This window comes from Firmicutes bacterium HGW-Firmicutes-1 (genome assembly GCA_002841625.1).
GTDB lineage: Bacteria > Bacillota > Clostridia > Lachnospirales > Vallitaleaceae > HGW-1.
In genome coordinates, this window is sequence record PHAG01000018.1 from 1 (window position 1) to 14131 (window position 14131).

Sequence of the window (14131 nt, forward strand, 5' to 3'; positions counted from 1 at the left end):
TCAAATCACTTACATTTTTATTGATGAAGTTCAAAACTGCAAAAATTTTGAAAAGGCAGTGGACAGTTTGTTTATCAAAGAGGACACAGATGTCTATATAACAGGTTCAAATGCGTATATGCTTTCCGGGGAACTAGCAACACTGCTTTCAGGGCGATACATCACCATTGATATGCTACCGTTGTCGTTTAGGGAATACTATGAAGCTAATCAAGATACCGAGAATAGTAAAAAAGAATTATTCAATGACTATATGAAGTGGGGATCATTTCCCTATTTAGCAACCATTGAAAAAAATCCTAATATTATTCATCCTTATATTGAAGGCATTTACAACACAATTTTGATTAAGGATATTGCCAAACGTGAAGGCATAACGGATGTCTCACTGATTGAAAGCATTATAAAAGTCTTGATGGGCAGTGTCGGAAGTCCCATATCTATCAAAAAAATCAGTGATACTCTCAACGCTTCAGGACGCAAGATTTCTGTAAATACGGTAGCCTCATACATGAATGCACTCACAGACAGTTATTTGTTCTACAAAGTGGATCGGTATGACATCAAGGGCAGACAGTTTCTAAAGACGCTAGGGAAGTATTACCATGTCGACATGGGTATTAGAAATTTGTTGCTTTCAGGGTATTCCACGGATTTGGGACATGTAATAGAAAATATTACTTACCTTGAGCTGTTGCGAAGAGGTAACAAAGTCAGTATTGGAAAGTTAGCAGAAAACGAGATTGACTTTGTAGCGGTAAATTCAGATGAGATTATCTATTATCAGGTTGCTGCGACGGTCCTTGATGTAACAACCCTTCAAAGAGAATTACGTCCCCTTAATAGAATTCCGGATCATCATAGAAAATTGCTGTTGAGCTTAGATGAGATAGGGTGCCTGCAAATTATGAAGGAATACGCCATTTGAATCTCGTGGATTGGTTGCTGGAGGAGGAATAAGAAAGGGGGGGACAGGGGGACAGGTTGCTTGTCTCGCTTATGAAAAGTGGTCTTGATATCCAAATCGTTATTGTGACAACACCTCAGATATTTGTTTCAATATCTTAATAATGATGCAATAAAGTTTAAACGCGTTCACTTTATAGTTAGGGCTTTCAAGTTGATTAGTCCATCCAGATTATGAGCCTATTTCAATTGCCAATTTTATACCAGTTCTACATAAATCTACAATTAATCTCCTTCCCATCTGTCGAAACCTGTGATACTATAAGATTAATAGTAATAAATGTAAGTTATCAGAGAAGGTGGGAAAAATGGGGAAAGTAGTAAAGAGTAGCAAGTGGATACGGGAGGTTCGCTCTTGCGTATCTTTTGTTCGAGAATCAGGCGTTAAGTTGAGTAAAAATGAACTTGAATACGCAGCTAATCTAGGTGGGTCTTTTAAGGTTTATACAAATAACCAGTCTAAGCACACCATCCTCAATCATGAAACATCCCATTTTCAACAAATTCAAAATATCAATTATAAATACAAAGAATATTTAAAAGCCTACCCACGAAATGGCTACTTTTTGCGCCCTGGAAATCATGACTGTGAATTCCAACGTACAGAGAGTAAGACTACATAGAAGCGGAGTGGGTTTTTTTGTTACAAAGAAAGGTGGGAAACTAATGTCTAATATTACATATGGCCAAACTGCTGAACTTTTTCCAGATTGAGGGAGAACTAAAATGACATCACTATATTTATCTGATATTTTAAAAAGAAATGGTTTTGACCTAAATAGAGTTAAATTAATAAGACATTCTTTGAAGGATAAAAATTTCAAAAAATGTTACGAAAATGAATTTATGGATGAATATCAAAAGCTTCAGAAAGAGAAGTTCTTTAACGGATGTGATTATATATTATCCTTTATAAGTGAGCCAGGAAGTAGCGCAAAATTTGCAGGTTGTTACGAAGTCGGGCGAGGAGAGCTGGCGGTTAAAGCTCTAATTCCAGAGGGATTTCCAGTAGAATCCATGTTTAATGATGAACTCTTTCGATTTGATTTAATGAAGATAGATCTATTAAGTGATCTCATAGGAAGACTTATTATTGATTGGGGTAAGGCTGCTATTTCGTGGCATCAATGGGCGACAAATGAAAAAGCTGTATTGGCCATCCAAGAGAATCCACGACTTGCTTTCAATGGTTTTGAAAATGTAGTTTTGAGTTATGGAGAGTTGAAAGAAATTATTAAGGATGCAACTCTTTATGAAAATTGGCATACTGCATTATCATCCATTTATGCAATTTATCTTGTTGTTGATCAAACAGACGGTAAGCAGTATGTTGGTTCTGCATATGGTGCAGGAGGATTACTTGCACGTTGGAAATGTTATGTTGATACTAAGCATGGAGGAAATAAAGGATTGAAAGAAGTGATATGTAACTATTCAGAAAGATATCACCAATTTCAATTTAGCATACTGCAAATATTACCTAAGAATATTTCAGATCAGGAAGTCATATCATTTGAGAATTTATTTAAAAGAAAGTTGTTAAGCAAGGAATTTGGTATGAATGAGAATTAACGATATGGAACGGATTAAATGTTGTTTTAATTTACAAACGGGGTGTTCATTAACAGTCTATAAATCGGTATATCATTTAACCCAAAATATCAAAGAGTTAAAATAATTTGAATTGATAATTTAGTTGTGGGGAAGTACCAATGAATCTACAGCAATACCTTACTGAACAAGGTTTTAAAATTAATGACGATATGTCTTTTGACAGCCAAGGTGAGATAGTCCTATCTACTGGTTTTGTGAAAAATCAGACATTTGTGATTATTAATCATTTGAGTATCTTTGAAACAAAATTTGATTATAAGCGATATTGCCAAAAGCAAAATGAATGGATGAAGTAATATGATTTTGTATATCGATTTGTAGAGAATGACTTGGAAACTGCAAAACTCTTCATGGAATATTAAGATAGCGATTTTCATCCGCTGATTCGCTTGCTAGCACTCTGCTGTTTCTGATGTGTTGCAAATTAATTGTAGTACAATTGATATATTAGATAGCGCGGAATTTCCACTTTTAGCTGATACACTAAGACAAACATTGATCTACTATTATTTGCGAATGAAAGTTGAAAAAGAATTGGTTGAAATTTTCAATATGCCAGTAAATCAAGCTCATCCGCCCATGCTAAATCAGATTATCCAACGAACACTTTCATACCGTCCTACAGATACTGATGCAGTTATTAAGCGTGATTACAAAGTGTTCTTTACCTCACGAAAAACATTATTAAATGAATTTAATCACTTCGAAGGTAATATGAATATTTTTCAACCAGCTATTGATATTAAACCAACCATGTTTCAAAGTGAAGTAAGTGCTATAGAGGAAAAATTAATAAGATTAAGAAATGATTATTTGATAAATGTCTAATAACTTCATAGTTTATGATAATAGGTATATATGAACAATCCTGCTATAATGGGAATTTTCTCATTGTAGATATTCATGCTGAGAATAAACCACAAGAAAAGTTCACAAGAATAATTTACCCTGGAGTAGATAGATTGTCTAGATGGATTAAGAGACATTATTATGTATTATAGAAAATGGAAAGATAGTTTTAAAGAGATAATGAAAATGAGAATATAGAAGTTGGTTTGAGGATAAGATGAGAAAAATGCAAAAAAAAATATATTTTGCTAAAGTCCAGATTGTTGCTTAAATACGCAATTTGAGATTAAAAATATACTATTTATTGTAGGCAATTGCTAATTCGTCATATAGAGCGATACTTAACAAAGATAGGAATTGATATGGGATTGGATAATAAAAACACTTACTCAATTACAGTAACAAATGGACAAGTGAATATTGCCAACGATAGTGCAGTGATAAATTCTAACTCAACTGTGAATTCAATTGATACTGCAAGCTTGTCGGAATTAATCAAAGCTTTAAAAGCTGAAAGTAAATCATTATCTGATGAGGATAATGAAACACTTTCAAATAACTTGGAGGTTGTCGAAGAGGAACTTAAAGCACTTAAACCTAGGAAAGCATTTATTAAGACAGCTATATCCGGAATCAAAGTAATAAAAGGGACAGCAGAGTTTACTGCTGCGATGACTGCGCTTATTCAGTTTTTACAGACGATAGTTTAAAAATAATAAACATATCCTCACCTGCCCATTATGATTATGAAGGACAAGGATGTAGTTAAAAATTGTGTAATTAATATTACTAAATACTAGAACCTTATTCTGGTCATATTTATTTGAGGTGTTTAAAATGAATATTAATGATGACTTTACCGAGATAATGAATCACGCACATTATTGGAATTGGCTACCTGATTGGGATGTTGTCCACGAAGTATATCTAGATTTCCCTAATTCATATTCTGTGTTAACTCCATTTGCATACGCTTATCTGGAAGAACTTATAAGATCAAAAACATCCGAATAAGGTATTGAAATATTTGATGAATCGGGTAACTCAAAAAGACGTAAAATAGGCATTGGATTAATAAATCTTGCTATTGAAGAAAACAAAGATTGCAGTCAAGAACTCATTTCATTACTCGAAAAAGTGAAATCATATTATACGCTTTCTCAATCTACAGATAATGATGGTAATCGTAAAGCGTTGCTCACAGCTATATGCATCCAAGATTTTGGGACGAAGTTTCATTTAGAAACTTGATTCACGACATAGTCATGCTTTCGAAGAACGCTGGATTCTAAATATTGAATATTATGGAATTGTATTGTCAATGTGTATCAAAAAAATTATGTAAGTACTATTTTGTGATTATTATTTGGGGAGAAGCAGGTGGAAAATTCATTGAAAAAAGGACAATCGATAGATCAACAAAAGTGCGCCTTATGTTATGAAAATACTGATCTGAAGCTTAGCCATATAGTGCCGAAGTTTGTATTTAGTTTTATAAAAAGGACTAGCGTTACTGGTAAATTTAGAGATCCAACTGATTTTAAGATACGAAAGCAGGATGGACCCAAATATAGATTATTATGTGGTAGTTGTGAGCAGTTGCTTTCTGAGAGTGAAAAATATTTTGCAGAGAAAGTTTTTATACCATATGTAAATAACGAAAACGTAAACATCAAATATGACCACAAACTTCAGTATTATATTGAATCTGCCCATTGGAGGTTCCTGCTGACTCAAATGAACTCATATGAATCAGAGCAGCAGAAAATACTTAAGGACATTGAGATTAGCATAAGATCGAAGCTGAGGTTTCAAAAGATGAAGGACGTTTTGGTTTTATTACAACTAGACTATCCTAATTATCCTAGATGGACCTCACATTTTTTATACTATATGGATGCAAGATTAATATCGTTACTTAGTGATGAAATCGATTATTTCAAAAGGATGGTAATCTGTGATTTGTTTTTTTATAAAAAGCGCGTGTACATATATTCTTATTATTGTGGTCTTGTCATCTGTAGCGTCTTTAATTGTAGAAAAATTGATTTTCTAAATTTTCATAGCCATCTTGTTAGAAAGAAAGGAAAGTTCAAATTAAAAAAAGTAAACTTTAATAATATTGTTATTTCACACTTGTTATTAGTTAAGCATAGAGGAATATCGGAATCTCTTGAAAATGTTAGCAAGGAAGAGCGTGAAGAATTTCAAAAACTTATTGAAAAGGGAAAAAACGTAAAAAGTAGATTCACTAAGTAAGGGCTAAAAATTAGGCGTTTAAGAAATTCAGTTTACAATAATCACAAGGAAAAGAATAATTATCTAATTCTTATCCCCTTTATTTATATTACAGGAATTTCACAACGAACCATTATGTTTGTTAAACCATATATTCAGATAAATGTAATGGATATAATTAGAAATAAATATATTCAATAGGAACTTATTATTTGCTACATCGAAAATACATAGATGCGGGGGTAAATAATTATGAAAATGACATCTCTAAAACTTACAAACTTCAGAGGATACAAGGACACCATTGAAATCTACTTTGATAACCTTACTGTCTTTGTTGGAGAAAACGATATCGGGAAATCTACTATTCTTGAAGCTTTGGATATTTTCTATAATGAAGGAAAAGGCATCATAAAGATGGATAAGGGTGATGTGAATAAACAAGCAGCTAGTGTGGGTGACACGGAAACAATTATTTCTGTGTGCTTTGTAGAGCTTCCAGCGGAAATTGTTATAGACGCAGCGAATCCAACAACTCTTGCTGATGAATACATGATTAATGAGCAATCTCAACTAGAGATTGTTAAGCGTTACAGAAATGGTGGCGGAGTAAAGATATATATTAAGGCTAAGCATCCTACTAATCCAGATTGTACAGACTTGCTTCTAAAGAAAAATACAGAATTAAAAGCAATAATCCGGACACAAGGTATCGAGTGCGAGAACCAAAATATAAATGCAGTAATGCGCGCTGCAATTTGGGGGCTACATTTACAAAATTTACAATTGCAGGAAATCGAAATAGATGTATCTAAAGAGGATGCAAAAAAAATATGGGACAAGCTTTATATGTATCTACCAGTATATTCTTTGTTTCAGTCAGATAGAAAAAACAGTGATGGAGATAACGAAGTACAAGACCCGTTGAAGGAAGCAGTTCGGAAGATATTAACTGATGATGAGTTGCGGACTACGTTAAACAGGGTTGCTAGTGAGGTCGAAGCAAAACTTAGAGAAGTGGTTGATAGGACAATGGAGAAGTTGAGAGAAATGGCGCCAGATGTTGCAAACAGTTTGAACCCGGTAATTCCATTAGCTGAGAGCCTTAAATGGGCTGACGTATTCAAGAGCGTATCTATCTCTGGTGATGAAGACATTCCGATAAATAAACGCGGTAGCGGTGTGAAACGTTTGATTTTACTTAATTTTTTCAGAGCTGAGGCTGAGAGGCGAATGGAAACAAGTGATAGTACAGGTGTTATTTATGCAATAGAAGAGCCTGAAACATCTCAGCACACTAACAATCAGAGAATATTAGTTGAGGCATTTAAAACACTAGGGAACTCGGCCAATACACAGGTAATTCTTACTTCGCATAGTGCAACGATCGTAAAGCAGTTGGATTATTCGAATCTGCGTATGATTACTTGTGATGGGGATAGACAAAGAAGAATGATGGAGGTTGCTCCTGGAATGCTGCATTATCCTTCACTGAATGAAGTTAACTACATAGCATTCAAAGAAATTACAGAAGAATACCATGATGAGTTATATTCTTTCCTAGAATTTCAACAGTGGCTAAGCGACTATAAAATGGGAAGGAACTTGCTACCATACATCCGATTAAACAATGATGGAAACACTAGAAATGAGCAACACATTGTAGCTTCGTATATTAGGCACCAAATTCATCATCCTGAAAATCATTTAAATCCTAGATACACACTAGAACAGCTAAAACAGTCTATTGATGATATGCGAAACTATATCCACACAAGAGCGAATCAGGAAGGAGTATTGATACCTCATTTTTGACGGTTTTGTAATGATAGACTCGTGATAACAACTGCCCATTATGTTTATTATGTACAGTATCTTAAGGAACGTTATACATTCCATTATCCATATAATTGGTTAATTAAAAACATGTATAATGGAGAGGAAAAGTGGAAAATTAACTCGGATTAAAAATTGTTTTTGGAAGTTTAGCTTTTTATATAAACGTGCATTTACTTAAGGAGGAATACATGGGAACTTACAATGAGAATGAGGTTCAATCGATATTGTGTTATGCTCAACAAATCGAAGATAAAACATTAAAAGAATCTGTTGCAGAATACAGTGATGATATTGGAGGTAAAGGAAAACTAGGTCAGTTGATTGAAAAGCACTATTTTGGATATGAAAATAATTCAAGGCAAGAAGCAGATTTTGCAGAAGTTGGTTTAGAATTAAAAGTGTGTCCTATTCGTATGATTGTACCAAAAGCAAATGCTCTAATGCTAATTCATAGGTATGGATATTCAGCGAAAGAAAGAATAATTATTACTATGATTAATTATGAAACTTTAGTTTATGAAGAGTGGAATCAAGCTATTGTAAGAAAGAAACTTAATTTGCTTTTGATGTTTTATATTCATAATTCAAACATTAATGTTGATCAGCAATTATTCAAATTAGTAGGATTATGGGAGCCATGTGATGACGATTTGAAGATTATCAAAAAAGATTGGACAAGTATTCAAGCAAAAGTCAGTCTAGGACAAGCTCATGAATTATCTGAAGGGGATACTATGTATTTGGGTGCCTGTACAAAAGGTGTCAATAAGATGTCTGTGAGGTCACAACCGTTTTGCGATATTCAAGCAAAGAAAAGGGCATTTTCTCTTAAACGATCATATGTCGATTATATTATTGAAGAACTGCTTCAAAAGAAACAAAGTAAAAAAGTTAAACCAGTTCATAAACCGTGGTTAGATATAAATGGTTCATTTGATGACTACCTTATGTTAGAGATTAAAAAAAACCTAGGGTTTTCATTAGAACAAATCTGTCAGAATTATAATATTTTTCGCAAAAGGTTAGCTAAAAACTATATTAATTTAGTTGTATCAGATGTTTTAAGTGACATTGCAGGGGAAAATATTAAAAAATTTGAACCATTTAAAAAGGCCAATATTGAGGTGAAATGCATTGTACTACAACCTAATGGAATACCAAAAGAAAGCATGTCATTCGAACAAATTCAATATACCGAAATAGCAGCAGAAGAATGGGAAGATTCAACAATTCGAGAGAAATTTGAAAATAATAAGCATTTATGGATTGTGTTTAAATCAAAAAATCATTATGAAAAACAGAGCGATATATCTTTAAAAGATTTGATTCTATATAAAGTTAAATTTTGGAATATGCCGATTGAACATTTGGAAGGTGATTATAAAGCGTTGTGGCAGGATACAGTTGTGAAAATTGGTAATGGAATTTATAATCAATTTTTTAAAAGTTCTGATAATCCTGTTGGTCACATAAGACCAAAAGCCAAAGATAGTGACGATTTAATGATAACACCACAAGGGACATATGAAAGAAAGATGTGTTTTTGGTTAAATAGTAAGTATGTTGCGAAACAAATCGAAGGCGATTAGTTCTAGATTATTAACTTCGCTGCACTTAGTGAGATTTTAAGGCTGTGGGATAAAGAAAAAGTGAATAATTACCCAAATACATTGATAGATTATTTTTTTAGATTTGACATAATATAAGCAAAATAGTTTTAGATTATTAAAACAAGAGGCAATCCAGGAAAATTTGGATTGCTTTTTAAATTATTAAATATTGATCTTTTCAAATGAAGCAAAATGTATTATAATAGCATTGACAATACGAAAATTTTTTTTGCTTTACAATTCTGATAGATTCATATAAAATATAACCAGAACGTTAGTTCGGGAAGGTGGGATTATTCATGATAGATACAACCGTATGTGAGTTGTTTGCTGGTGTTGGTGGTTTCAGATTAGGTCTTTTAAAAGCATCACTAAATTGGGATACTGTTTGGGCAAATCAATGGGAACCTGGAAAAAAGGTTCAACATGCTTACGAGTGTTATTGTTCTAATTTTGGCGAAAGTAACAAGTGCGAGAATATAGATATATGTACAGTTGATAAAAAATCAATTCCAGACCATAATTTGTTAGTTGGTGGATTTCCTTGCCAAGATTATTCGGTGGCAAGTACTGGTGCAAAAGGAATAATTGGTGTCAAAGGTGTTTTGTGGTGGCAAATCAGAGAAATACTAGAAGTAAAGCAACCTAAATTTGTTTTGCTTGAAAATGTGGATAGATTATTGAAATCACCATCGAATCAAAGAGGTAGAGACTTTGGCGTAATGCTGGCATGTTTTAATGAATTGGGGTATAGTGTAGAGTGGCGGGTAGTTAATGCAGCAGAATATGGGTTTGCCCAAAGACGACGACGGGTATTTATATTTGCATATAAAAATAATACCAAGTTTTTTTCAAGTCTTATTAAAAATAGTAACTTGAGCATTATCAATTCAGCCGGATTTTTCGCGCAAACATTTCCTATTAAGGAAGTTTTATCTGGAGTAGATGTTGATTTTGAATATAGTGATATTTATGATGTTTCAGATAAATTTCAATTTTCATTTTGCAATGCTGGCGTCATGAGAAGAGGGAAAATTCGCACAGAAAAAGTTACACCAATATATGAAGAATCAATTAAAATGATAGACATAATAGATTCTGAAGTGGATGAAAAATATTATTTAGGAGAAGCATTGGAAAAATGGAAATATCTAAAAGGTTCTAAAAAGATTGAAAGAACGAGTAAGACAGGGCATACATATACATTTTCAGAAGGACAAATTGCCTTTCCTGACCCATTAGATAAGCCAGCTAGAACGATGCTTACAAGTGAATCAAGTATAAATAGGAGTACTCATGTTATCGAAGATCCTCAAACAAAAAGATTAAGATTAATAACACCTAAGGAAGCAGAAAAAATCCAAGGTTTTAATGAAGATTGGACCAATACAGGAATGCCTGAGAAATTTAGATATTTCTGTATGGGAAATGCATTAGTTGTTGGTGCGATTGAACGTATGGGGAAAACATTAAATAAAATATTTGAAACCGAATAAGCTTGAGCTACTGTAATGCAGTAATTCATTTTGCAATTGGTTCTGAATTTATTGAATTGGTTTATGTGGTTTTCTCATTTGTAGGAAAGTGGATAAAAATGCTTTGTTGGCTATTGAGATCGATGGCTTTACTTTTCATAAAGAAGGGTCAAAACAATATAGCAGAGATCGAATGAAGGATTGTATTTAGAGCTAATATGTCATACCTTATTTGATTAAGTACGACCGGAAGCGGGAAAAAGAAGTGGTTAGGGCAAAGCGAAAGGAAGTCTATTTAACAAACCGAAAGGGAGAAAACCAATGCCAGACTATATATTAACCTTCACAAAAAACAAATTCTACCCACTTGATCCTGTATTAGAAGACATCATGATTGAGGACATTGCCCATGCTCTTTCACTAATGACTAGAGCTAATGGACACTTCCAACATTTCTATTCAGTCGGACAGCATAGTATCAACTGCTATAGAGAAGCCAAAGCAAGAGGTTACTCGAAAAATATACAACTTGGTTGCATACTTCATGATGCTAGCGAAGCTTACTTATCAGATATTACAAGGCCTGTAATAAGGCATTTATCAGAGTACCAGAAAATAGAGTCAAAACTTCAAAATGCAATTTATCAGAAGTATAAATTGAATTTTACGGATCAAGAGCTTCTTCAAATTGAAGAAATTGACGATGCAGTGTTATATCACGAATTTATTGCTCTAATGGGTGAACGAATAGTTGAGCATGTTCCAGATATTTCATTGAAGCATGACTTTTCATTAAGAGATTTTTCAAGTGTTGAAAGTGAGTTTTTATCACTATTTAAACAGTTGACGGTCTCTAAAACAGGAAAAAGTTATGTTGGAATTGATGGATGTAAAGAAGGCTGGGTCACAGTAGAGTTAACAGAAACTGATTTTACTATTGGTGTATATAAGAAAATTGATGAGATTTGCTATCAATTTTGTGATAGTAGTAGTCTCATTATTGATATGCCAATTGGGTTAACAGAATCGTTGAAAGACATTCGACCAGATGGTGAGGCTAGAGGTGTTCTCTCTTCCCGTGCTTCTTGTGTATTTAACGCGCCATGTAGACAAGCAGTATACGCAGAAGACTATTATATGGCAAATGATATTAACAAGGCAGTTCTTGGAAAAGGACTAAGTAAACAATCTTTTATGATTGTTCCTAAAATAAAGGAAATCGATGTCTTCTTGGAGAAAAATCCAGAGTTTCAAAATAAACTCATCGAAGCACATCCGGAGGTATGTTTTGCCATGCTCAACAGGGACGAAAAATATAAAATGCCAATGCCAATATTTGAGAACAAAAAGACGGAAGGTGGCATTCAGGGTCGCGTAGAGCTTTTGAGTAGCATCTACGAAAGAACAAATGAGGTTATTGCGTATGTCCAACAGGATCCAAAACTTAAAAGAATGGTGGACGATGTTATGGATGCTCTATGTCTTGCAGTCACTGGAATGCTCAGTGAAAAAGTCGGACTAAAGTCCATCCCCGAAGCTCCTAAGAGGGATAATCGAAATTTACTGATGCAAATGGTGTATGTGGAGAAATGCTAGGATTGGGGCGTAGTAGTCGGACTCACAATTGCTGTTCAGTAAAATAGCTGCAAATATCGTATTTGCAGCTATTTTACTGAACACTTCATAGGACATGTAGGTATATCTATAAAGTCTTTCTGCGATAAGTCTTCACAGGGTTTATCGATTTACGAAAGCTGGATAAATGTTCAAAAGAAATGCAGCTGTTTTTAAAAATAGTCGCATTTCATTTATATTTTTATGATATTGAAAAAACCGTCGTTGGTGTTATTTATGTAGATTCTATAAAAGAGAGATTGAAAAATCAGGATTTAGGTCGTGGGCACTTATTTCAGGAAGAAATAACAGCATATGGACTGGGAAGAACGATATATAGAATTTTAATATCTTAATAGTGGGTAATGATGTGTTATTGTTTGTACGGGAATATAGGACTAGAGATGGCCATGCAAGTCCGTTTTTATTTATGGGAAAAGCTCGGTATATTCATCATTCTGGATCTAAGCCAGTTAGTTTTGTATGGGAATTAGAAGAAAAAATGCCAGCCAGGTTCTTGGAAGAAAACTTGAATTTAGCCAATTGATAACCAAAGATGATATAGTGATTCTGAGGCTTAATGGATATTTAACTAAAAAATAATCACTTGTACAATAAATGTAATGGCTAATACTTTCATTGCAATTTGAGTAGGATGTAGAAAAAGGGGTGAAACTTAATATGAAGCACTACGTAGTAACAGCAGCCATCATAATTGAAGCTGGAGAAATACTATGCATGCAACGCAACGCGGGAAAATATGACTATGTGTCCTTTAAATTTGAGTTCCCTGGAGGCAAGGTTGAACCAGATGAAACTGTTGAGCAGGCATTATCTAGGGAATTGAAAGAAGAAATGGACATTACCATTTCTGTTAATCCTGAGCAGTTCTTTATTTCCGTACAACATCAGTACCCAGATTTTTATATTACTATGCATAGTTATCTTTGTCCTATCGATAACAGAACTTTTACACGTAAAGAGCACCTCGCTCATGTATGGCTCAAACCAGGTCAACTAGACACCCTTGATTGGGCTCCAGCAGACTTACCTATTGTGAGAAAGCTGATGGATGAAATGAGATGAGTGTACAAGGAGAATCTGCAAAAAGTCTTTACAAGATTTATCGATTTTGAAGGGGTCCACTTAGAGGAATATTGAGTAAAGCTTTAGGTTATTGATTTTTAAAAAGGGTTTTGAGCAGAATCATTAAAGTATTAAGTAAGAACTTTTGTCTAGCAGCTAACAATAGGAGCATATGTTAAATGAATCCAAAAAACAATTTAATTTGGCACAAGTCTCTTCTTTTGTTATTTTTAAGTAAATACCCCTTCCTATTCGTTGAAGCTTATAGTACTATGAGGTTTAATAGAAAAGAATGTGAAAAGATGAGAAGATTGGGTAAAATGAATATATTATCAACATCAAGTATCAAGGGGTTGCTAGAGGTTCGATTTAGGGGAGCTCCTGATTTAGTAATAAACAACCAGAATTAAAAGGAGATAAACGATGAATTTAATAGACAAAATAGTTGAGCACAAGCAATTTGGTAAGGGGTTAATCACTAAACAGTCTCAGGAGAAAATAACAGTTCAATTCGACATTGGAGAGAAAATATTCCAATACCCTATGGCGTTCGAGCAATTTCTTGTATTGATGGATGAGACTCTGAGCGCTGAAATATCAAAATCCATTCAAAGCAAGAAAGATGAAATAGAAAATGAAAATAAAGTGAAAAAAGAAAAAGAGGCAGATCATCAGAATGAAAGTGTTAAGGTGAATAAACCTATTACAAAAATCAAAGCTAAAAGGGTGAAAAAGGGTGTAAAGGTTATTAAGGGTGAAAATGGTGAAGACATAATTTTGCATAAAGAGAATTGATAAGAGCTAACATTACTTCGACGTGTACGGTAAAATAGGGAATAA

The 14131-nt window shown here is 33.6% G+C and carries 13 protein-coding genes and 3 pseudogenes; all 16 read left to right on the forward strand.

Annotated features, from left to right (window positions below; translation table 11 throughout):
- The 16 genes and pseudogenes from CVU84_16810 to CVU84_16885 all read left to right on the forward strand — a co-directional run bounded on the left by CVU84_16810 (position 1) and on the right by CVU84_16885 (position 14086).
- Positions 1-960, forward strand: a pseudogene (locus CVU84_16810) (ATPase).
- Between the two features lie 314 nt (positions 961-1274).
- On the forward strand, positions 1275-1589 hold the full coding sequence (locus tag CVU84_16815; GenBank protein PKM93204.1) for a hypothetical protein: 315 nt from the start codon (positions 1275-1277) through the stop codon (positions 1587-1589).
- A gap of 103 nt (positions 1590-1692) precedes the next feature.
- Positions 1693-2538, forward strand: a complete 846-nt coding sequence (locus CVU84_16820; GenBank protein PKM93205.1) for a hypothetical protein — start codon at positions 1693-1695, stop codon at positions 2536-2538.
- 140 nt (positions 2539-2678) lie between these two features.
- Positions 2679-2876, forward strand: coding sequence for a hypothetical protein (locus CVU84_16825; protein PKM93206.1), 198 nt, complete (start codon positions 2679-2681; stop codon positions 2874-2876).
- Positions 2877-3096: 220 nt separating this feature from the next.
- Positions 3097-3324: pseudogene (locus CVU84_16830) on the forward strand (hypothetical protein).
- A gap of 467 nt (positions 3325-3791) precedes the next feature.
- Positions 3792-4139 carry a hypothetical protein gene (locus CVU84_16835; protein PKM93207.1) on the forward strand — a complete coding sequence of 116 codons (348 nt, stop codon included), beginning with the start codon at positions 3792-3794 and terminating at the stop codon, positions 4137-4139.
- A 682-nt stretch (positions 4140-4821) separates the two neighbouring features.
- Entirely contained in the window at positions 4822-5688 is an 867-nt protein-coding gene (locus CVU84_16840) for a hypothetical protein (GenBank protein ID PKM93208.1), read from the forward strand.
- A gap of 231 nt (positions 5689-5919) precedes the next feature.
- Positions 5920-7482 carry an ATP/GTP-binding protein gene (locus tag CVU84_16845; protein PKM93209.1) on the forward strand — a complete coding sequence of 521 codons (1563 nt, stop codon included), beginning with the start codon at positions 5920-5922 and terminating at the stop codon, positions 7480-7482.
- Between the two features lie 212 nt (positions 7483-7694).
- A complete protein-coding gene (locus CVU84_16850; GenBank protein ID PKM93210.1) occupies positions 7695-9095 on the forward strand; it encodes a DNA mismatch repair protein MutH in 1401 nt (466 codons plus the stop codon).
- A 320-nt stretch (positions 9096-9415) separates the two neighbouring features.
- A complete protein-coding gene (locus CVU84_16855) occupies positions 9416-10612 on the forward strand; it encodes a DNA (cytosine-5-)-methyltransferase (GenBank protein ID PKM93211.1) in 1197 nt (398 codons plus the stop codon).
- 300 nt (positions 10613-10912) lie between these two features.
- Positions 10913-11440, forward strand: a pseudogene (locus CVU84_16860) (phosphohydrolase).
- 926 nt (positions 11441-12366) lie between these two features.
- On the forward strand, positions 12367-12561 hold the full coding sequence (locus tag CVU84_16865) for a hypothetical protein (GenBank protein PKM93212.1): 195 nt from the start codon (positions 12367-12369) through the stop codon (positions 12559-12561).
- Positions 12562-12563: 2 nt separating this feature from the next.
- Complete coding sequence (locus CVU84_16870) at positions 12564-12752, forward strand: hypothetical protein (GenBank protein PKM93213.1); 189 nt, start codon at positions 12564-12566, stop codon at positions 12750-12752.
- A 134-nt stretch (positions 12753-12886) separates the two neighbouring features.
- Positions 12887-13291 (forward strand): (deoxy)nucleoside triphosphate pyrophosphohydrolase, encoded by a 405-nt coding sequence (locus CVU84_16875; GenBank protein PKM93214.1) that lies wholly within the window; start codon positions 12887-12889, stop codon positions 13289-13291.
- A 179-nt stretch (positions 13292-13470) separates the two neighbouring features.
- Positions 13471-13701 carry a hypothetical protein gene (locus CVU84_16880; protein ID PKM93215.1) on the forward strand — a complete coding sequence of 77 codons (231 nt, stop codon included), beginning with the start codon at positions 13471-13473 and terminating at the stop codon, positions 13699-13701.
- Between the two features lie 13 nt (positions 13702-13714).
- The gene (locus CVU84_16885) at positions 13715-14086 is read left to right on the forward strand and encodes a hypothetical protein (protein PKM93216.1); all 372 of its coding nucleotides are present in this window, start codon (positions 13715-13717) and stop codon (positions 14084-14086) included.
- Positions 14087-14131: the final 45 nt, after the last annotated feature.